Genomic DNA, 20,358 nt, shown 5'->3' on the forward strand with positions numbered 1-20,358 from the left:
GCTTTGTCCGCTTCAGTCCACCGGCACCCACCGGGCCAGCAGGCGGCGCGCAGCAAACGCGGCGGCAGCGTAGCCCAACAGGATGGCCGTGAGCATCGGCCAATAAGCGGCAGGCAGCGGCCGCATGCCCAGCGGTGCGGCCAGCGGCGAGTAGGGCAACCACGCGCCGACGAGGCACAGCCCAATCGTGGTGGCCAGCAGGGCATGGCTGGGAAGGCTCTCGATGAAGGGCAGCCTGCGCGTTCGGATAATGTGGACAATGAGTGTCTGCGAGAACAGGGACTCGATGAACCAGCCGGTCTGGAAAAGCGTGGCCTGCGCGGGCGAATTGGCACCCAACAGCCAAAACAGCGCGGCGAAAGTCAGGTAGTCGAAGATTGAACTGACCGGGCCCATCGCAAGGATGTACTCTCCCATCTTGCCGACCTCCCAGCGCCTGGGCCTGCGCAAGGACTCCTCGTCGACATTGTCGGTGGGCAGCGCCGTCTGCGAGAAATCGTAGAGCAGGTTGTTGGTCAGGAGCTGGATCGGCGCCATTGGCAGGAAAGGCAGCCAGGCGCTTGCTCCCAGCACGCTGAAGATATTGCCAAAGTTGGAGCTGGCACTCATGCGCAGGTACTTGAGCAGGTTGGCAAAGACCCGCCGCCCCTCCATGACGCCGTCATGCAGCACCAACAGGCTTTTCTCCAGCAGGATCAAGTCGGCCGACTCGCGGGCGATATCGGCCGCGCTGTCCACGGAAATACCGATGTCGGCGGCGCGCAGCGCCGGCCCGTCATTGATCCCGTCGCCCAGCACGCCAACGACCCGTCCACGTTCACGCAGCGCGCGCACGATGGCTTCCTTGTGCGCGGGTGTGAGCTTGGCAAAGATCTGGTTGCGCATTGCTGCTTCCGCCACGCCCGCGGCATCCAGCTTATCCAGGTCGCTACCAAGCACCGGCGTGCTGCGTGCAAGCCCGACCATCTGGCAGATCTTGCTCGCGATGCGTGGACTGTCCCCGGTCAGGATCTTGACGTCGATACCGCTGTCGGCCAGAGCAGCCAGCGCGGGGGCTGCACTTTCCTTGGGGGGATCGAGAAACGCGATGTAGCCCAGCAAGGTCAGTCCCTGTTCCTCGGCCAGGCAGTATGCGTGCGTCTCCGGCGCCTGCGGCAGTTCGCGAAAGGAGATCGCGATGACGCGGAAGCCATCGTCATTCAGGCGATCGCTGATGGCTATCAGGTCGCGGTAATGCGTTGCATCCAGCGGTACGCGCTGCCCCTCCAGTTCGGCCGTGGTGCAGACAGAAAACACTTCCTCCACCGCTCCTTTGCAGATGAGCATCCGGGTGTGAGGTGCCTGCACGACCACGGACATGCGGCGGCGGGTAAAGTCATAGGGTATCTCGTCGATCAGCCTGTATGCCTGTGCAATGCGCATGCGCTCGCTCAACTCCTCATGCCGCAGCACGGCCACATCCAGCAAGTTATGCAGGCCAGACTGAAAATAGCTGTTGAGATACGCAAACTCCAGCACCCGCTCGCTGTCGTTCCCGGCCAGGTCGACATGTTGCTTGAGGATGACCAGGTCCTGCGTCAGAGTCCCGGTCTTGTCCGTGCAAAGCGTGTCCATGGCGCCAAGGTTCTGGATTGCGGCCAGCCGCTTGGTGATGACCTTGCGCCGGGACATTGCCATCGCGCCCTTTGCCAGGTTGACGGTGACCAGCATCGGCAGCATCTCGGGGGCGAGGCCAACGCCAACCGCCATGGCAAACAGCACCGCTGCAAACCAGTCGCCTTTGGTCAGCCAGTTGATCAAGAACACCAATGGCGACATCACGGCGACGATCGCCAGCATCAACCGGGCGATGCGGTTCAGGCCAGCCTCGAAATCGGTGGGTGGCTCCTGCCCGGCGATCGACTGCGCGATGTGCCCGAAGATCGCGCGGTCACCGGTCAGCACGACCACCGCCGTGGCAGTCCCGCTGAATACCGCCGTCCCCATGAGAGCGATATTGGGGAAGTCGCCGGCTAGGGCAGCGACCGTGCAGCGCGCGGGAAATTTTTCTACCGGCATGGACTCGCCGGTCAATGCCGCCTGGTTCACGAAAAGGTCTTTGGATGCGAGCAGCCGGACATCGGCGGGTATCAGGTCACCCGCAGCCAGATGGATGATCTCGCCAGGAACAAGCTCGGCGATCGGGCGTTCCTGCACGACGGGCGCGCTGCCGGGGGCCGCACGGCGCTGCACGGCGATGGTGGTGTGGACCATCGTGCGCAGCGCCGCCACGGCGCGGTCGCTGCGGGTTTCCTGCCAGGTGGCAAGCGAGACGCTCAGCACGATCATTCCGCCGATCAAGGCAGCAGCGCTGTTGTCGTGCACAAGCACTGATACCGCCGACAGCACTATCAGCATCACGTTGACGGGGTTTAACAGCCGCCTGGACAGGCTGGCAAGCCAGTGTGGGCTTTGGTTGGGGGCAATGGTGTTGGGGCCGCATGTCCCCAGGCGCGAGGCTGCCTCGCGTTCGGTCAAGCCCGCCTCGGTCGCGCCAAGTCTGGCCAGAACTTCGCTGGCATCATGAGTGGTGGCCCATTCCAGTTCGGCCGGCAGCGACGTCACGTCGGCGGCGTGCGGAGAGACCCGCCGGCCGGCGGTTGACGCGGCACGGCGGTCGACACCCGGAGGCCGCTCGACCGTAAGGAGGGGCGGCTCTGCATCCTTCGCCATGCCTTACGGGGCCCGTGGCGCGCGCACCAGCAGCACTGGCACCTTCGACTCTTGCACCAGGCCCTCGGCCACGCTGCCCATCACCAGGCGCCGCACCCCGCGCCGGCCGTGGGTGCCTGCCACGACAAGGTCGGCGTGGACTCGCTGTGCAGCCGCGTCGATCGCCGTGGCAATGTCGCCAATGGCAAGGATTTCATCAACCAGTTGCGTGTGGCATTCGACCTTGCCCGCGTGGGCTTTGGCAGCGGCCTCAGCGAGCAGGCAGCGTCCGCCCTCGACCAGGTCGGGGCGCAGGTCGGCCAGGTTGCCGTAGCCCATGTCGTACTTGAGATAACTGTTGTCGACCACGTGGACGATCTCCAGGCGGGCCTTAAGCATAGCCGCGAGCTGGATCGCCTCGGCCAAGGCACGATCGCCGCAGTCGCTGCCGTCGATGGCGACGAGGATTGTCTGGTACATGGCGTTGCCTCCTTGTGAGCGCCCGCGGAGTGAGGCGATCCCCGTATGCGGGGACATAGACAGTGCTTCCAGCTTAGGACCGGGAAGGGTAGGCCGGTTGATGCAGGTCAGGGGCACGTCTATCGGCCAGCCCCCAGCGGCATGTACTTTCGTTGACAGGCATCAACAATGCATGCTCTGTCGTCCCCTACGTTGGACAGGACCATGGCCGAAGCCGCGGCGCTGGTCGTCAAGGATGCGGAGTTTCGCAAGCTTGAGAACCCGGATGTCGGCACGGTCTTCGAGATCAACGACCACCGCGGCGTGATCGTCGGCATCGCCGAGGTTGCGACCAGCGGGCTGTTTGGGGTGCCGACGCTGTATAGGACATACCAGCGCGCGATCCAGTACCTGCCGACGGCGCGGTACACCATTTCCTACATCCTGGTGGAACCCAAGTCGCCGGGGGATACGGCGCGTATCCAGCGTGCCGTAAGCCGCATCGGCTACCGGGCGCTGACCCGAGATGAGTGGCGGTGCCGCCGGCAAGCGGTGATGGTGAGAATTTGTCGTGCGGCATTGCGGAGGACTCAACGGCTAATGACGGTCGTGTCGCGGGAAACTTGCGCGCAATCGAGCCGGATGGCCGCGGGTCCCGTGCAGGACGTTGCGCTGGGACAAAGGCTGCGGCCAGACAGCAGCTAGCCTCGAGCTATGCGGCCGGCGAGGGGTCGGCACCTTGAGGAGTCGAACATGGCCATATTTATCATGGAAACGCGTGTCTCCGTGGAGTCCCTGCGGCAGCCACGGTCGTTTGAGGCACTGGAACGCGGCGTTGCCGGCTATCTGGAAAAAGCCTGTCCGGATGTGAAATGGCTGGGCAGCTATGCAACCCTCGGGCCCTATGACTATCTGGATATCTTCGAGGCCAACGACATCGAGACTGCCATGCAGGTGTCAGTCCTGGTGCGGGCGTATGGCCACGGAGAGGCCTCGGTGCGTCCAGCCGTGGACTGGGGACGATTCAAGCACCTGGTGCGGAATCTTCCAGAATTACCAGCCGTGTGAGAACGACCATGCGGATCGGCGTGCCGAAAGAGATCAAGGACAACGAGTACCGGGTAGGCTTGACGCCTGCCTGCGTGCGCGAACTTGTCAGCCGCGGTCACCAGGTCATGGTCGAGGCGGGCGCCGGGGCCGCACTTGGCCTCTCCGACGCGCAGTACGTTGCGGCCGGCGCAACGCTGGCTGCCGATGCGAAAGCCGTGTACGACCTGGCCCAGATGATTGTCAAGGTCAAGGAGCCGCAGCCAGGTGAACTGGCGCTGCTCAAGCCTGGGCAGATTCTCTATGCGTACTTGCATCTGGCCGCGGACCGTGAGCTGACTGCCGCGCTGGTCAAATCCGGTGCGGTCTGTATTGCCTATGAGACCGTTACGGGGCATGACGGTGGTCTGCCGTTGCTGGCCCCGATGAGCGAGGTGGCCGGCCGCATGTCAGTCCAGGTGGCGGCCGCCTGCCTCGAGAAGCCACACGGTGGCATGGGGCTACTGCTCGGCGGCGTCCCGGGCGTCGCGCCGGCACATGTCGTGGTGATTGGGGCCGGTGTGGTGGGCATCAATGCGGTCCGGATCGCCGTTGGCATGGGCGCGCGCGTGACGGTATTGGACAAGAATATCGATCGCCTACGCCAACTCGACGCTATGCATGGCAATGAGGTCGTAACGATCTACTCCAGCGCTGACAGCGTCGAGCGCGCATTGCTTTCGGCTGATGCGGTTATCGGCGCGGTGCTGGTGCCGGGCGCCGAGGCGCCCAAGCTGATCACGCGCGCGATGGTGGCGCACATGAAACCAGGTTCGGTGCTGGTAGATGTGGCGATAGACCAGGGTGGCTGCGCAGAGACATCGCGTCCCACCAGCCATACGGATCCGACCTACGTAGTGGACGGCGTGCTGCACTACTGCGTGACTAACATGCCGGCTGCCGTGGCCCGGACCTCCACCTTCGCCCTGAACAACGCCACGATCGGATATGCGATGGTGCTTGCCGACAAGGGATGGTCTCGCGCGCTCGCAGACGATCCCTGCCTGCGGGCGGGGCTCAATGTCTGTCGCGGGAGTGTGACCTATCCAGCCGTCGCAAGCGCTCATGGCTACGTCCATGTGCCCGCCGAGGTGGTGCTGCACTGAGCGGGTGCCGACACTATCCGACTGCACGGTCCACACCTTGTTGTTGGCCGCCGCTGGCGCGAGCTCTCCGGAATGACAAAGCAAGACGACAACTCCCAGCAATTCCCCGGAAAATCAGCAGGTTGCCCATTACCTGCAGGAAGCTGCGCAGCTCCTTGAAGAGCAGGGCGCGAACCCTTTCCGGGTCGGCGCATACTTGGCCGCCGCGGACACCGTCTCCCGGCTTGATGCCGATATCCGGGCGCTCTTTGACAAGGGAGGAATTGACGCGCTCGATGCGCTGCCTCGCATTGGCAAGGGGATCTCGAAGGCGATCGCGGAAATACTCATCACCGGCCGCTGGCGCCAACTGGAGCGACTTCGGACTGGCGAGGACGATGCAGGTCTATTCCAGGCAGTGCCGGGGATCGGCCCCGAACTCGCCACCCGCATCCATGACACCTTGCATATCGATACCCTTGAAGCGCTGGAACTCGCAGTGCGAGACGGCCGTCTCGGCCGAGTCGAAGGCATTGGCCCGCGCCGCCTGGCAGGCATCCGCGCTTCGCTGGATGACATCCTGAGCCGGCAGCGTCAGTGGCGAGACCTGCATCAACGCAAGGCACCGGCGGTGGAGCCGTCCGTGTCTACGCTGCTGGAGATAGATCGCCTCTATCGCGAGAAGGTGGCCGCCGGTGCTCTGCCGACCATTGCCCCGAAGCGAATGAACCCAGAGGGCAAAGCGTGGCTGCCGGTTCTTCATGTGAGCAGGGATCAGTGGCACTTTACGGCGTTGTTTTCTAATACCCCGCGCGCCCATGAACTCAGGCGTACCGCAGACTGGGTGGTCATCTACTTCTACGACGCGGATCATCAAGAGGGCCGGCGAACCGTCGTTACAGAGACGCGTGGTTCACTGATCGGCAGGAGGGTCGTGAGAGGGCGTGAGCTGGAGTGCAGGGCCCAATACCTGGGGCTGGCGCGGTAACTTCCCCGGGCGGGGATCAAACTGCCGCGTCTGGCTCCAGCAGTCTTGAGCGGATTTCTTCGCGCGCCGCGTCGCGCAGTCGCAATAATGCCGGCCAGTCATCACCTGATGCGTATGTCGCTTCGCCGGCAACGAGTGCCAACGGAGCATGACTCGGCCACCAACGCCCGTCCCGCAGCAATGAGCGGGTGCCGATCAGGGCAATGGGAACAACCGGGGCCCGTGCGCGGGCTGCGCACCGGAACGCGCCCAGCCGGAAGGGCATCAATCCCGGCTCTCGCCGGAAGGTCCCCTCGGGGAAGAAAACGAGGGATTCGCCCCCCAGGATCCGCTGCTCCAGTGCACTGGTATCTTCGATCCCACGCGCGGGGTCGAAGCGCTCAACGAAGGCGCAGCCAAGCCTGTTAAGGAGCATGGCCAGCGGCGGGCTCCTTAGCAGCTCCTGCTTTGCCACGAAGGTAAAGTGGGGAGGCAGCACTGCCGTGAGCAGAATCACATCCGTGTAGCTGGCATGGTTGGCCACGATAACCACCGGTGCCGACCCGCTGAGATCGGGCAGGCCGTCGATCTTCGGAAACAGCCCGGTCAGCGCGAGCCCGACCCGGGCGCTGGCCCGTGCAAGCCGCCGACGCAGTGCGCGCCCCGGCAAGAGCGCCACCAGCAGACATGCCGGTAAGGCAAACAGGAGGCAGACGATCCATACCCAGGCCCCCCAGATCCACGCGGAGGCCTGATGCAGGTAGCGTGCAAACTGGACGCTTGCGCCAGAGATGGCAATTCGAAGCAATTGACGCCAGGGCGCGCGCGGCGCGCTATGGATCTCGCCCCGTTCGTACAATTCCCGGCAAGCCGCGCGGCGCAGCTTTCCGCTGGACGTCTTAAGTACCGTGCGCGGCGGCACCAGCACCACTTCGTCGACAGGCATGCCCATCAGGTCGACTGCCAGATGGCCGATTTCGGCGCGTAGCCGGCTGCGCGCCTCGTCGTCCTCTTCACGCGTCTCGGCCAGAACGACCAGGCGCTCGGTACCGGATCGCGCATCGGTGGCGGGAAACACTGCGACACCGCCCTGGCGCACGCCGGCCACCCGGCTGATCGCTTCCTCGAGTTCCTGCGGGAACAAGTGCTGGCCGGCGCGAATGATGATGTCCTTGAGGCGTCCGGTTAAATAGAGCTCGCCGGCTGCGATATAGCCCATGTCGCCAGTCTTCAGCCATGGACCATCGAACAGGCCAGCCGTGGCGTCGGGGTTGCGGAAGTAACCCGTGGTCGCGCTTGGGCCCCGGAACTGGACATGCCCCAGCGCACGTTCAGGCAACTCGTGTCCGGCTGGATCGGCAATGCGGATCTGATGTCCCGGCAACGGCAGGCCGCTGGAGACCAGCCTGAGCGCCTTGCGCCCCGACCGGTCCGGCGCACGGGCGATACCCTGGCGCGCGAGCACATCCCGATCGATCTCGTCGATGCACGGGCCCCGCCCCGCTGGCGGGAACGCGAGTCCGACCGAGCATTCGGCAAGGCCGTATACAGGGGCCACCGCAGTACGATCGAAGCCATACCTGGCAAAGCGGGCAGTAAAGTTGTCAATGGTTTCCGGGCTGACCGGCTCAGCACCGTTGTATGCCAGGCGCCATGAACTCAGGTCCAGACCGGCGAGGTCCTTTTCCTCAATTTTGCTCGCGCAAAGCTCATAGGCGAAATTCGGCGCCGCGGACACCGTGCCGCGATGCTGATGAATGGCCCGCAGCCAGGAGGCAGGGCGCGTCAGGAAATCAGTGGGCGACAGAAGCACCAGGCGGAATCCAACCTGCAGGCTGCCCATGCATGCGCCGATCAGGCCCATGTCGTGGTACAGCGGCAGCCACGACACAAAGACATCGGCCGCGCTAACATGCGCGGCACGCTCCATCGCTCGTAAATTGGCGAGCAGATTGGCATGCGTCAGCACGACTCCTTTTGGGTTGCCTGTGCTGCCAGAGGTATATTGCAAAAAGGCAATATCATCCGCTCGCCCGCGCCCTGCGCCGCTCGGGGCATCACCAGCGGCGCCGAGATCGGCGGGCGCCAGGATCTGGCGCAGGGCCGCGCACTGCGCACGCAGCAGGCGTAGCAGGGGCTTGGCCGGTGGCACGGTCACCAGGATCGCAGCCTCGGCATTGGCAAGGATTCCGGCGCTGCGCCGCATGTGGTCCTCGATCTGGGAGAGGCGTGCGGGCGGATAAAGCGGCACGGGGATACACCCCGCATATAGTGCGCCGAAAAAGACGTCGAAGAAATCGCGTCCGGTCGGCAGCATCAGGGCCACCCGGTCACCTGGGGCCAAGCCCTGCCGCGCCAGGCCGCTGGCTACGGCAAGCGCGCCCGCCCGCATTGACGCATAGCTGAGGTTTTCGCCCCCCTGGAAGATGGCGTATACCTCGTCGCCATGGGACGCGGCGTGCCAGTCAATCAGCTCCATGAGCGTGGCGGCACTATCTGGCGGCCGGTTGACCGCTGCCGTCCTGGCCGCACCAGGCACGACGGGAACCGCGAGCATCGCAGCGGGAATGGCGGCGGCTCCGTGCGCTGTCAGGCGGAGCAGGTCACGAGGCGTTTCGGCGGCCATAAGCGCTTCTTCATTTAACTTGGCGCCAAATTCGTGCTCGATACGCGTCAGCAGCTCCGCGCGCGCCAGGCTGTCCAGGCCGAAATCGCGCTCGAGAGAATGATCAATCCCCAAAGTGCTGACTTCCTGCGCACCGGGCCGCAGCTCAGCCGCCAGGGCGCGTACGAGGCCAAGCAGACGTTGCGCATCGGCAGGCCCGGCTTCGGGTGCACAAGGGGGATCAGGATCGCGCATGTCGTTCATTGCATCTTTCCTGCCTGGCAAAACTCAGAGGCACATTCCGATGGTAGTTGCCTGCCCTTCGGTTGGCGGCCTGAGCAAGACCTTGCCGAGGGCTGACCTGGCCAGGGAGGGCCGGAACTCAACGTAGTGGGGCACCTTGTAGCTGGTCAGCTGCGCGCGGCAATGGGCCAGCACCGCCTCGGCGGAAAGCGCTGGATCGCGCCTGACCACAAGGAGCCTGACTGCCTCGCCAGAGCGTTCGTCCGGGACGCCGATGGCACAGGCGTCCCGGATACCGGGGTGCTGCATGGCCACATCCTCAACTTCCTTGGGGTAGACCTTGAAGCCGGATACCACGATGACCTCCTTGCAGCGCGCGAGGAAGCGGATACTGCCTCGGGCGTCCATCACACCCATGTCACCGGTGCGCATCCAGCCACCGAGGCCGAGGACGCATGCCGTTTCCTCCGGCATGTTCCAGTAGCCCGGCATGACCTGCGGGCCTTGCACGCAGATCTCGCCCGCCTGGCCCGGCGGCAGGTCGTGGCCTGTCTCATCCCGGATGGCAACCCGGGTGGAGGGTAGCGGCATGCCGATCGCCCCGCTGAACGCCACGCCACCCACAGGATTGATACAGACGACCGGTGCAGCCTCGGTCAGGCCATACCCTTCTGTCAGCGGGATGCCGGTGGCCTGGTGCCAATGCAGCGCCACCTCACGCTGCACTGCCATGCCGCCGGCAACCGCCAACTTGAGGTTACCGGCGTTCGCCCGGCAGACCTCCGCGAAACCCGGTGCGTCGAGCAATAGGCGGAACAACGTATTTACACCGCTGATCGCGCTGAAGCGCGTGGTCCGCAGCGTACGCAGCAGCGTGCGGAGATCACGCGGATCGGTAACAAGCACATTGTTTCCACCCCATCGCACGAACGTCAACAAGTTGGCCGTCAGCGCAAAGATGTGATGCAGGGGCAGCGGCGTTACCACAACCTCCTTGCCTGCCTCCAGGGTCGCGCCCAGCCAGGCAGAGATCTGTTCGACATTGGCCACCAGATTCCCGTGCGTGAGAATGGCACCTTTCGGAATCCCGGTCGTGCCGCCCGTGTATTGCAGCAGGGCAACATCCTTCGGGCAAAGGGCGGGTTCGTCTGGCGGATGACGACGACCACGTCGCAGCGCGGCATGGAAGCTGACCGAACCCGGCAGACGCCAGGGCGGCACGCGACGCTGGACCCACTTGACGAGAAAATTGACAAGACGCGCCCGCAATGGAGGAAGAAGATCGCCCACCTGGGTGGTCACGACATGACGCACGGCAGTGGCGCCGAGAACCGCCTGCAAGGTGGGGGCAAAATTTTCCAGGACAACGATCGCGGCCGCGCCTGAATCGGCAAGCTGATGCCGCAATTCGGGCGCCGTGTAGAGCGGGTTGACGTTGACCACCACCATGCCGGCCCGCAGGATTCCGAAGAACACCACGGGGTACTGCAGCAGGTTTGGCAGCATGATCGCCACACGATCACCCCGGTTTAGCCCCAGGCGCTTCAGATATGAGGCAAAGTCGCGCGTCAGGCGATCGAGTTCCGCGTACGTGAGAACAGCTCTCATGTTGGTGAAGGCCGCACGCGTGGCGTATCGTCGGCAACTGTGCGCGAGCATGTCGGCAAGCGAAGCAAAGTGACGGACGTCGACCTCCGCAGGCACGCCTGCGGGATAGTGTTCCACCCAGATGGGTCTCGGTTCGGGAGACGCGGCTTTCACGTACTCTGGCATGATGCCCCCGATGCGTTTGACTTGCCCGCCGCCCTCACCGACCACCACTGTTCCGCGAAGGGCTTCCAGCCGGTGCCATGTGTGCCGCGCTTGCGGCACACGGCTTTCTCTCGCTTTCTGGCTGAAGCGAGCTCAACGTGTTGCTGCGGCTTCCAGGTAGGACACGACATCGTCAAGCGTGACGAGCCGGCCGTAGTCTGACTCCGGAATCTCCACTTTCAATTTCTCGTGCAAGATAACCAGGAAGCGGAGCCAGTCCATGGAATCAAGGTCGACCTCCCTGCGCAGCGGACGATCCGGGCGCAGGACCTGCGGCTCGATCTCTGGGGCGATCTCGCGCAACGTGGACAAGACGATGGCGCGAATACTGGCGTTGTTCATCGATCAAGCTCCTCAGGATGTTGCAGCAGTTCCCGCAGATCAGTGAGAAAAAGCGCGCCGCGATGACCGTCGGAGACACGATGATCGGCCGACAGGCTGGCTGTGATCGCTGGCATCACTGTCACTGCACCGTCTTCCGCCCATGGCTGCTCAACGATGCGGCCGAAACCCACCAGGGCCACCTGGGGAGGGTAGATGACCCCAAACACCTGTTCCGCGCCCTGATCCCCGAGATTGGTAATGGTGACGGTAGGCTCGGACAACTCGGCACGCCTGAGGGAACCAGCGCGACAGCGTTTGACCAGGTCGGCCAGTTCCTGCATCAGTTGTGCAACTGGCTTCCTGTCGGCATGCAGCAGCGCCGGCGCCACCAGGCCGCCCTGGCGCAGCGATATCGCGACCCCGACGTGCACGGCCGTTGCGGCGCTGAAGGTACCGTCGCGGAAGAATCCATTCAACTCTGGAAAGCGCTTGAGGGCGACTGCGACGGCTTTGACCAGCAAGACCGCCGGGAGGACGCGCTCGGTCATGCACCGATCGGCATTTTCCCGGGCGAGCCAGGCGAGCGCAGCCCGCAACGGAATCGTCTCTGCGACGTAGTAATGAGGAATCTCGCGCTTGGACCGCGCCATCGCCGCGCCAATTGTCTTGCGGATCTCGGCCGATCGGTCGCCCGGCGTGGCGGCGGGCTTGGACGTGGCGTGCTCGACGTCGGCCAGCGTTACCGCGCCACCCGGCCCGGTGCCGGTGAGGGTTTCGACGTCGATCCCGTGTTCCCGTGCGAGCTTGCGCGCGGCCGGGGACACCATGCGTCGACCCCGAGGGCCGCCGGCTCCCGGCTCTGGCACAGGCGCGCGCCGCATGGCGCCTGGTGTTTCGCCAGGCTCAAGGAGAGTCGCCATCAGCGTGCCGACGGGAATCTTGTCTCCCCGCGAAACCAGGAGTTCAGCGACGACACCGTCGTACCACGTCTCCACCTCGATCGCGGCCTTGCTGGTATCGACCACGGCAATGACCTGCCCCTTCTTCACGGTGTCGCCGGGCTGCACGGCCCATTCGAGCAGCGTACCCTCATCCATGTCTGCGCCCAGCGAGGGCAGGCGGAATTCGATCACGTTGTCCTCGCCGGAACGATGCGCCGGTTGCGGGCATTGGAGGTGTTGTGGACTGCCGGCTTGCTCATGCGATCAGCTGGCTGGCGGCGGAGGCAATCTTGTCGGCCTGGGGCAGGGCGGCCTCTTCCATATGCCTGGCATAGGGAATCGGTACCTCCGCGGAGCAGACCCGGGCCACCGGAGCGTCGAGTTCATAGAAAACCTGCTCGACGATGCGCGCCATCACCTCCGCGGCGAGGCCGACACTGCGCCAGCCCTCGTCGACGACCACGGCACGCCGGCATTTCGCGACGGATGCCATGATGGTCGCATCGTCCAGCGGGCGCAGGACGCGCAAATCGAGCACCTCGGCATCGATTCCCTGGGCCGAAAGCAAATCGGCGGCTTGCATCGCCTTGGGCAGGCCGCCACCATACGCGATCAGGGCCACGTCCTTGCCGGGCCGCCTGACCCGTGCGGAGTGGATATCCACGACGGACGCATCCGGGATTTCGCTTTCCACGTTGTACAAGCCTGCATGCTCGAAAATCAGCACCGGGTCGGGATCGGCCAATGCCGGTGCCAGCATGCGGCGTGCATCCTCGACAGTGGCGGGCGCCAGGACCCTGAGGCCCGGTATCCCGGCATACCAGCCCTCGAAACTGTGGGAATGCTGGGCCGCGACCTGACGGCCCGCCCCGGTGGCCATCCGGATCACCAGCGGTACCGAGAACTGCCCACCCGACATATGGCGGTACAGGGCTGCGGTATTGACGATCTGGTCGAGTGCGAGCAGGCTGAAATTGACGGTCATCACTTCGACGATGGGGCGCATGCCGCCCAGGGCTGCGCCAATGCCGGCGCCGGTGAAGCCGAGTTCCGATAGCGGGGTATCGCGGATGCGTTCGGGGCCAAACTCCGCCAGCAGCCCCTTGGAGACCGCATAACTGCCGCCGTAGCGGCCGACGTCCTCGCCCATCAGGAAGACGCGGGGATCCTTGGCAAGCGCCTCGCGCAGGGCTTCGCGCACGGCCTCGCGGTAGCTGAGGCGTATGCTCATGGGCTACCTCCCGCCGGTGAGTACACGTCCTTCAGCAGATCCTCCACCGGTTCCAGGGTACCTGCCTCTGCAAAGGCTTCGGCCCTCGCAACCTCCGCGCCAACGTCGGCGTCCAGCGAGAGAAATTCGTCTTCCGACAGCTTGCCTTCCGCCTTCAGCCGCGCGGTGAACGTATGAATGGGACCGCGTGCCTTCCACGCCTCGACTTCGGCCGCCTGGCGATACAGATCCGGGTCGTACATGGAGTGAGCGCGGAAGCGATAGGTGCGCAGTTCAAGGAACACCGGCCCGCTGCCGCCCCTGATGCTGGCCACGGCATTTCTGGCAGCTTCGCAGACGGCGACCACGTCCATTCCGTCAGCCCCGAAGGCCGGCATCTTGTAGGACGCTGCCTTGGCGCAAAGGTCTGTCTGGGACTCATGGCGTTCCAGAGCCGTGCCCATCGCGTAGAGATTGTTTTCGCAGCAGAACAGAAGCGGCAGCTTCCACAAGGCGGCCAGGTTCATCGACTCATGGAACGCGCCTTCGGCGACCGCGCCGTCGCCGAAGAAGCAGGCGGTGACGCGCTGGCTGCCCTGCATTTGCTCGGCGAGCGCAAGGCCCACCGCCAGCGGCAGGCCTGCGCCCACGATGGCGTTGCCCCCGAAAAGCCGGGTGGCGCGGCTAAACAGGTGCATGGAGCCGCCGCGGCCGCGCGCGCAGCCTTCCTGCTTGCCGTACATTTCGGCCATCAGTACGCCCATGTCCATGCCGCGAACCAGCGCATGCCCGTGCTCCCGATAGGTGGCGACCACATTGTCGTCAGGGGCGAGCGCATGGAGAACACCAACGCATACGGCTTCCTCGCCGATGTACAGGTGCAGGAAGCCGCGTATCTTGCCCTCGCCGTAGCGCTGCGCGCAGGTCTCCTCAAGACGGCGAATACGCACCATGTCGCGCAGCAGCGTAAGCGCGAATGCCTTGTCATAGGGCACCGGACCGGCAGGGGGCGGGGGAGCGGGATGCTCGATGTCCATCATGATCCGGTCTCAAGCGTAGAGGTGTCGCCCTCTGGCAGGCCCAGCTCGCGCGCCTTCAGCAATCGGCGCATGATCTTGCCACTGCGCGTCCGTGGCAATTCCGCGAGGAAGGCGATGTCCTTGGGGGCCACCGCCGCGCCGAGGCGGCGCCTGCCATGGCCAAGGAGCTCCAGGCGCAGCGCTTCAGAAGGTTCAAAACCTGAGTGGAGCGATACGAATGCCTTAACCACTTCTCCTGCCACCGGATCCGGCTTGCCGATGACGCCGGCTTCGGCGACGGCCGGGTGCTCCATCAGTGCGCTCTCGACCTCGAAGGGGCCGATCAGGTGTCCGGAAGACTTGATGACGTCGTCAGTGCGGCCGACGAACCAGTAGTAGCCGTCGGCATCGCGGCGCGCCAGGTCGCCGGTCAGGTACCATTCGCCGGCGAAGCACTTGCGGTAGCGCGCTTCGTCGTTGAGATAGGCGCGGAACATCGACGGCCAGCCGCTTCTGAGTGCAAGCTCGCCCTCGGTCTCGGGCGTATCGATCAGCTCGGCGCGCCCGTCTTCCTTGCGCCGGACGATAGCCGCATCCACGCCGGGAAGCGGCCTGCCCATCGAGCCAGGCTTGATATCAAAGGCTGGCGTGTTGGCGATCATGATGCCGCCCGTTTCCGTCTGCCACCAGTTGTCGTGAATCGGCAGGCCCAGCACGTTCTTGCCCCACCAGACAGCTTCCGGGTTCAGCGGCTCGCCGACACTGGCGACAAACCGCAGTTGTGGGAAAGCATGCACGCTGGCCGTATCGGCACCCGCCTTCATTAGCATGCGGATCGCGGTCGGCGCCGTATACCAGACCGTCACTCCTTCGTCGTGGAGGATTTCATACCAGCGCTGCGCGTCGAACTCTTCGGGATCCACGATAGACGTGATGCCATGCAGCAAGGGGGCGATGGCACCGTAGGATGTGCCGGTCACCCAGCCCGGATCGGCCGTGCACCAGAAGATGTCGTCCGGATGAAGATCGAGCGCATACCTGCCGGTTGCCCAATGGGTGACTGCCGCGCCATGGACGTGCACCGCCCCCTTTGGCGTGCCGGTCGTGCCGCTGGTGTAATGCAACAGCGCCATGTCTTCGGAAGTGGTGGGCGTGATTGCGCACGTGTCCGTCGCGCTGCGCATCATTGCAGTCAGGTCAAGCGTGCCCGGTATCGTGGTTGGGCCGCCGTCTTCGGCGACCAGCAGAACGTGTTTGAGGCTCGGTATGCGGTCGCGCCATGCGGCGACCTTGCGCATGAAGAGTTCGTCGGTGGTGACCAGCACCGAGCCCTTGCCGAGGTTCAGTCGGGTGGCGATCGGCTCGGGCCCGAATGCCGAGAACAGCGGTGAGACCACGCAGCCGTTCTTCAGCCCGCCGAGCAGGGCGGTATAAAGCTCCGGGATGCGTCCAGCGAGAATGAAGAGCCGATCACCCTTGCCCACGCCGAGTTCGCGTAGCACATTGCAGAAACGATTGGTGAGTCTGGCCAGCTCTGCGTAGGTAACGGCACGCGTTGCCGGTCCGTCCCGGGAAAGAAAGCGGAATGCGACCTTGTTCCCTGCACCGTTGCCCACATGGCGATCCACCGCCTGCCAGGCGATATTCAATCCCCCATCGGGCTGGATGCCGAGGGTCCTGCGGATGGCGTCCCAGGAAAAACCACGACGCTCCGTCTCATAGTCGGCAAAATTTGGCGCAACACGCAGGTCCGCCGCCGTCTTGTGGATGATTCTTGACAGATCCATTTTGGTGCCTGGTCTCCATGGGAGCAATATTAGAGCCGGGGCAGGCGACGAAAAGCGGGGCGGCCAGCGCTGCACGGCCAACCGTTACCTGCGCGGGCAAGCCCAGCCCCAAGACCTCGGGATAAGGGCAATGCTGCTGTAGGGAGCGTCTTTCGGTAGTTCCGGCATGTCTCTTCCATCTTTCACCTCGGTGACGCTCATATGGACGAGATCCTCGTCCTCGCTTGCTCAGCGGCTGCAACATGACGCTTGACCGCGATAAAGCTATCGGGACTCACCGACATCGAATCGATGCCGCTTTCGACGAGGAAGCCCGCAAACTCCGGATGGTCGCTGGGCGCCTGGCCGCATAAGCCGACATCGGCACCGGCCTTGTGCGCTTCTCTGATGACGCTACGGATCATCCACTTGACGGCCTCGTCCTGTTCGTCGAACAACTCCGCGAGGTCAGCGGAATCCCGGTCCACGCCGAGCGTGAGCTGAGTCAGGTCATTGCTGCCGATTGAAAAGCCGTCGAAGCGTTTGGCGAACTCGCCCGCCAGGATCACGTTCGACGGGATCTCGCACATGACATATACGTTCAGGCCGGCCTCCCCGCGCACGAGGCCGTTCTCCGCCATGACTTCAAGTACGCGGTCCGCCTCTTTCGCGGAGCGGCAGAACGGAATCATGACGATCACATTGGTGAACCCCATCTCCCTGCGCAGACGGCAAATCGCCTGGCATTCCAACGCGAACCCCTCTCGATAGCGGGGAGAGTAGTATCGCGACGCGCCACGGAATCCAAGCATCGGGTTCTCCTCCCGCGGCTCGAATTCGGCGCCGCCGATCAGATGCGCATACTCGTTGGTCTTGAAGTCGCTCATGCGGACAACTACCGGATGTGGATACTGGAGAGCGGCAATCCGCCCGAGTCCGCGCGCGAGCCGGTCCACGAAGTATTCCGTCTTGCTTTCGTATCCAGCTGTCAAGCCGGCAATCGTCTGCCTGGCCTCATCGTCTTTCAGCGTATCGTATCGGACCAGCGCCATTGGATGGATCTTGATGTGATTACCGATCACGAACTCCATCCGTGCCAGCCCTACGCCATCGGCCGGGATCCGCCACCAGCGGAACGCTGCAGCGGGGTTGGCCAGGTTGAGCATGACCTTGGTTTGCGTCGCCGGGATACTGCCAAAGTCGATTTCCTCGACTTCATAGTCGGCGGTGCCTTCGTAGACAAAGCCCTCACGGCCTTCCGCGCAGGATACGGTGACCTCTTGCTCATCGTGCAGCAGATGGGTCGCATTGCCTGTGCCGACGATTGCCGGAAGCCCGAGTTCACGGCTTACGATGGCTGCATGCGAGGTGCGGCCGCCGTGGTCGGTGACGATGGCAGCCGCGCGCCGCATGACGGGGACCCAGTCGGGGTCCGTGGATTGCGTCACGAGGATGGCGCCGTCGACAAAGCGTCCCATCTCGCGTGGGCTCTCGATGACGCAGACCATGCCCGCCGCGACGGCATCGCCAATGCTCACGCCCGATGCCAGCTTGCGGCCGGCCTTCCTGATGTGATAGGTCTTCACCGCGCTCGCCTCGCGTCGCGACTGGACGGTTTCCGGTCTGGCCTGGACGATATATATCTCTCCGCTCTCGCCGTCCTTCGCCCACTCGATGTCCATGGGCTGGCCATAATGGTCTTCGATCATGGTGGCCCAGCGCGACAAGGTGAGAATTTCCGCATCTGCCAGCACGAAGGACGCACGTTCTGCCTTCGAGCTCGGGACATACTTGGTCGGAAGGCGGCTATCGCTCGTGTAGATCATCTTGCGCCGCTTGTCGCCGAGCTTCTTCCCAATGATCGGCGTGAGCGACGGGTCGGACAGAAGCGGCTTGAACACCTCGTACTCGTCCGGTTCGACGGTGCCCTGCACGACGCTCTCGCCCAGACCCCATGCGGCGTTGATCAGGACCGCCTTGTCGAAGCCGGTTTCGGTGTCTATGGAGAACATCACACCGGCGCCGCTCAGGTCGGATCGCACCATGCGTTGGACGCCGACCGACAACGCAACCCTCAGATGATCGAAGCCCTTTGCCTGCCTGTAGCTGATCGCGCGGTCGGTGAAAAGCGAGGCGTAGCAGCGCCGGCAAGCGTCAAGGAGTGCACGATCACCCCGGATATTGAGGAAGGTTTCCTGTTGTCCGGCAAAACTCGCATCCGGCAGATCCTCGGCGGTCGCGCTCGAGCGGACCGCAACGTCCATGTTGACCCGACCGGACCGGTGGTTCAATGCTTCATAAGCCAGACGAATCGCCTCTGCCGTCTCCCTGGGCCATTCGCCGCGGAGGATGATCTGACGAATGGCGGCCCCGGTCTCGACAAGGGACACCTTGCCTTCAGCAAGTTCGCCGAGCATCCTGGACAGTGGCTCCCGCAGGCCATTTGCCTCGATGAAGCGCCAGTATGCATCCGCCGTGACTGCGAACCCAGGTGGAACCTTGACGCCTGCGGGCGCGAGGTTGGCCACCATCTCCCCCAGCGACGCGTTCTTGCCACCGACGCGAGGAACATCGGCCCGTCTTAATTCTTCGAACCAGACAACCTGCGTATGTTCGTTGGACATGTGCTGCTCCTTCCGGGTGGACTTATGCCGACGCCAAAGCAAAGCCTAGGTTCCGATTGGGACGAGCAACGTCCGGGGAGCTGTCAAGGGTTGGCTGAACAGCGCTAGCGAGCGACCTGGATTCACACTAGTGGCGACATGGCGCTGTGGCTTGATCCAACGCAACCGGCTACAAGGCAAGCTTCACCGGCGGCGGTTCTGTGCACTGAAGGCCGCCTTGGTGCGAAACCCGGCAGGTGATGTGTGCGCAATGCGCTGCGCAGGAAGACGCGATGCCGGACCACTACCGCATGCAATTAGCCGACATCGCCGCCGCGCGGGCGCGGAAGCAGCGCGGCCAGTATGGCAACTGCATCGATTGCCAGCAGCCGATCCCGTTTTCGCGCCTGCAGGCGTACCCGACCGCGAAGCGCTGCACCGCGTGCCAGCGCCGGCACGAGATCTTTATGTGTGACAGTCGGGGGGGCAGAAGCGGTCGGCAGGCCACCGAGCCCGGGCGCATCGGCCTGCCGGGCTGCCACAGCGGAAACGAGGCCTGCCGGGCAGTGGCCGGCAGGCTGGCGCTGGCCGGCTAGCGCAGGTCGTACTCACGCATCATTTCTGCTGTGACAGCCTGTACCGTCGCCAGGCATGCCTGCGGAACTGCGGGAAAGGCGTCGATGGTCCAGTTGCAGCCGCCGTTGGCATCTGCGTCGACACGCTGCGGCAACGGGATGTCGCAGTCGCGGCAGGTGTCGCCTAGGTCTGCGTTTTCCTGCAGGCGCCGCAGAATCTCATTGCGGATCTGTTCCGCACTGCCGAGGTTCTTGATCATGTCGGTGTCTCCTGTTGTCTGGTGGTGGCGCTCCGGCCAAGACGCCTAGACCGGCGCGCTGTCATGCGGGGCCCCGGGGTGCCCTCACATTTGTTGCAAAGAGCGGCGCCAGCGCTCTGCACATGGCACGGCACCGGTATGGATGAATGTAGGCGCTGCCCCCGGGCCATGGGTTGCGCTCCATCAAGCAGCGTCGATGGGGCGTTGCCGGGTGTGAAAGCAAGCGATGCTGGCGCTGCTTTAGATGACGGCCGCAGCCCTGGGGTCACCGCGGCCGGGCGTAGCGCGGCCCGTGAAGCTGCCCGGCGAGGCGATGAAGGCACGCTCGGCTTCGGTCAGTGGCTCCTGGACACGCATTTGCCACGCCAGCACGCCGTCGTCGGCATCCGGAAGCTGCGGCGGGCAGGAATCCTACGGCGCATGTCGGCAAGCTGTACAGGTTGACAATCCTCGAATCGTGTCCATCGGCGTTGTGGCCGATGGGTCCCCGGCCGAGGAGAGGCGAATACACGATACGCTGAGGTCGAGTCGAGCAACCTTATGCTATTAAGCAATGAACTCGCTAGCGGTCCTTTGAGTGTATTTTGAGACCCCCTTGGGGGACAATCCATCCAAGTTAAGCCGCCAATAAAATCGCAATTCCCCCCGCGAACCCTTGACAGATGACGAGGTTCGAGGGGCCGCCGCCCTGCTTGCGCTGGCTGTTTAGCGC

14 protein-coding genes and 2 pseudogenes are annotated in these 20,358 nt (G+C 64.1%); 5 read left to right on the plus strand and 11 right to left on the minus strand.

The genetic code is table 11. The features are described from left to right. Positions 1-12 precede the first annotated feature (12 nt). Positions 13-2,712: a magnesium-translocating P-type ATPase gene (mgtA, locus tag K309_RS37515; RefSeq protein ID WP_084402555.1), complete on the minus strand. Its 2,700-nt coding sequence runs from the start codon at positions 2,710-2,712 to the stop codon at positions 13-15. A 3-nt stretch (positions 2,713-2,715) separates the two neighbouring features. Then, positions 2,716-3,171, minus strand: coding sequence for a universal stress protein (locus K309_RS37520; RefSeq protein ID WP_035878420.1), 456 nt, complete (start codon positions 3,169-3,171; stop codon positions 2,716-2,718). Positions 3,172-3,402: 231 nt separating this feature from the next. On the opposite strand from K309_RS37520, the pseudogene K309_RS40395 reads away from it, so the two are divergent. The 4 genes and pseudogenes from K309_RS40395 to K309_RS37530 all read left to right on the plus strand — a co-directional run. After that, positions 3,403-3,693 (plus strand): annotated as a pseudogene (locus K309_RS40395) (ABC transporter permease); the annotation flags it as partial. 210 nt (positions 3,694-3,903) lie between these two features. After that, positions 3,904-4,218, plus strand: a complete 315-nt coding sequence (locus K309_RS0126305) for a GYD domain-containing protein (RefSeq protein WP_029049164.1) — start codon at positions 3,904-3,906, stop codon at positions 4,216-4,218. 8 nt (positions 4,219-4,226) lie between these two features. Continuing rightward, the gene (gene ald, locus K309_RS0126310; RefSeq protein WP_029049165.1) at positions 4,227-5,342 is read left to right on the plus strand and encodes an alanine dehydrogenase; all 1,116 of its coding nucleotides are present in this window, start codon (positions 4,227-4,229) and stop codon (positions 5,340-5,342) included. An 82-nt stretch (positions 5,343-5,424) separates the two neighbouring features. Beyond that, positions 5,425-6,309 (plus strand): annotated as a pseudogene (locus K309_RS37530) (helix-hairpin-helix domain-containing protein); the annotation flags it as partial. A 16-nt stretch (positions 6,310-6,325) separates the two neighbouring features. On the opposite strand, the gene K309_RS0126320 reads toward K309_RS37530, so the two are convergent. The 8 genes from K309_RS0126320 to ppsA form a co-directional block, all read right to left on the minus strand. Continuing rightward, the gene (locus tag K309_RS0126320; RefSeq protein ID WP_232232495.1) at positions 6,326-9,157 is read right to left on the minus strand and encodes an AMP-binding protein; all 2,832 of its coding nucleotides are present in this window, start codon (positions 9,155-9,157) and stop codon (positions 6,326-6,328) included. 24 nt (positions 9,158-9,181) lie between these two features. Next, on the minus strand, positions 9,182-10,909 hold the full coding sequence (locus K309_RS0126325; protein WP_051320622.1) for an AMP-binding protein: 1,728 nt from the start codon (positions 10,907-10,909) through the stop codon (positions 9,182-9,184). Between the two features lie 132 nt (positions 10,910-11,041). After that, the gene (locus tag K309_RS0126330) at positions 11,042-11,290 is read right to left on the minus strand and encodes an acyl carrier protein (RefSeq protein WP_029049168.1); all 249 of its coding nucleotides are present in this window, start codon (positions 11,288-11,290) and stop codon (positions 11,042-11,044) included. Then, positions 11,287-12,405 carry a dihydrolipoamide acetyltransferase family protein gene (locus tag K309_RS0126335; RefSeq protein WP_029049169.1) on the minus strand — a complete coding sequence of 373 codons (1,119 nt, stop codon included), beginning with the start codon at positions 12,403-12,405 and terminating at the stop codon, positions 11,287-11,289. Before K309_RS0126335 ends, K309_RS0126330 begins: the two co-directional genes overlap by 4 nt. Before the next feature lie 64 nt (positions 12,406-12,469). Then, positions 12,470-13,444 (minus strand): alpha-ketoacid dehydrogenase subunit beta, encoded by a 975-nt coding sequence (locus K309_RS0126340; RefSeq protein ID WP_029049170.1) that lies wholly within the window; start codon positions 13,442-13,444, stop codon positions 12,470-12,472. Next, positions 13,441-14,463 carry a pyruvate dehydrogenase (acetyl-transferring) E1 component subunit alpha gene (gene pdhA / locus K309_RS0126345; protein WP_029049171.1) on the minus strand — a complete coding sequence of 341 codons (1,023 nt, stop codon included), beginning with the start codon at positions 14,461-14,463 and terminating at the stop codon, positions 13,441-13,443. Before pdhA ends, K309_RS0126340 begins: the two co-directional genes overlap by 4 nt. After that, positions 14,460-16,229 carry an acetate--CoA ligase gene (gene acsA, locus K309_RS0126350; protein ID WP_029049172.1) on the minus strand — a complete coding sequence of 590 codons (1,770 nt, stop codon included), beginning with the start codon at positions 16,227-16,229 and terminating at the stop codon, positions 14,460-14,462. Before acsA ends, pdhA begins: the two co-directional genes overlap by 4 nt. Before the next feature lie 197 nt (positions 16,230-16,426). Then, entirely contained in the window at positions 16,427-18,832 is a 2,406-nt protein-coding gene (ppsA, locus tag K309_RS0126355) for a phosphoenolpyruvate synthase (RefSeq protein ID WP_029049173.1), read from the minus strand. Between the two features lie 272 nt (positions 18,833-19,104). Between ppsA and K309_RS44090 the strand changes: the two genes are divergently transcribed. Next, positions 19,105-19,407, plus strand: a complete 303-nt coding sequence (locus K309_RS44090) for a TraR/DksA family transcriptional regulator (protein WP_348635772.1) — start codon at positions 19,105-19,107, stop codon at positions 19,405-19,407. On the opposite strand, the gene K309_RS0126365 is transcribed toward K309_RS44090, so the two are convergent. Continuing rightward, positions 19,404-19,646 (minus strand): hypothetical protein, encoded by a 243-nt coding sequence (locus tag K309_RS0126365; protein ID WP_029049174.1) that lies wholly within the window; start codon positions 19,644-19,646, stop codon positions 19,404-19,406. The genes K309_RS44090 and K309_RS0126365 overlap by 4 nt on opposite strands. Between the last annotated feature and the right edge of the window lie 712 nt (positions 19,647-20,358).

The sequence above is a fragment of the Cupriavidus phytohabitans genome, from assembly GCF_000426345.1.
Lineage (GTDB): Bacteria > Pseudomonadota > Gammaproteobacteria > Burkholderiales > Burkholderiaceae > Cupriavidus.

What these genes read in the sequence shown, in the direction of transcription:
- mgtA (WP_084402555.1), bottom strand. Translation starts at nt 2,712, where the DNA reads ATGGCGAAGGATGCAGAGCCGCCCCTCCTTACGGTCGAGCGGCCTCCG.
- K309_RS37520 (WP_035878420.1), bottom strand. Translation starts at nt 3,171, where the DNA reads ATGTACCAGACAATCCTCGTCGCCATCGACGGCAGCGACTGCGGCGAT.
- K309_RS0126305 (WP_029049164.1), top strand. Translation starts at nt 3,904, where the DNA reads ATGGCCATATTTATCATGGAAACGCGTGTCTCCGTGGAGTCCCTGCGG.
- ald (WP_029049165.1), top strand. Translation starts at nt 4,227, where the DNA reads ATGCGGATCGGCGTGCCGAAAGAGATCAAGGACAACGAGTACCGGGTA.
- K309_RS0126320 (WP_232232495.1), bottom strand. Translation starts at nt 9,157, where the DNA reads ATGAACGACATGCGCGATCCTGATCCCCCTTGTGCACCCGAAGCCGGG.
- K309_RS0126325 (WP_051320622.1), bottom strand. Translation starts at nt 10,909, where the DNA reads ATGCCAGAGTACGTGAAAGCCGCGTCTCCCGAACCGAGACCCATCTGG.
- K309_RS0126330 (WP_029049168.1), bottom strand. Translation starts at nt 11,290, where the DNA reads ATGAACAACGCCAGTATTCGCGCCATCGTCTTGTCCACGTTGCGCGAG.
- K309_RS0126340 (WP_029049170.1), bottom strand. Translation starts at nt 13,444, where the DNA reads ATGAGCATACGCCTCAGCTACCGCGAGGCCGTGCGCGAAGCCCTGCGC.
- pdhA (WP_029049171.1), bottom strand. Translation starts at nt 14,463, where the DNA reads ATGATGGACATCGAGCATCCCGCTCCCCCGCCCCCTGCCGGTCCGGTG.
- acsA (WP_029049172.1), bottom strand. Translation starts at nt 16,229, where the DNA reads ATGGATCTGTCAAGAATCATCCACAAGACGGCGGCGGACCTGCGTGTT.
- ppsA (WP_029049173.1), bottom strand. Translation starts at nt 18,832, where the DNA reads ATGTCCAACGAACATACGCAGGTTGTCTGGTTCGAAGAATTAAGACGG.
- K309_RS44090 (WP_348635772.1), top strand. Translation starts at nt 19,105, where the DNA reads ATGCCGGACCACTACCGCATGCAATTAGCCGACATCGCCGCCGCGCGG.
- K309_RS0126365 (WP_029049174.1), bottom strand. Translation starts at nt 19,646, where the DNA reads ATGATCAAGAACCTCGGCAGTGCGGAACAGATCCGCAATGAGATTCTG.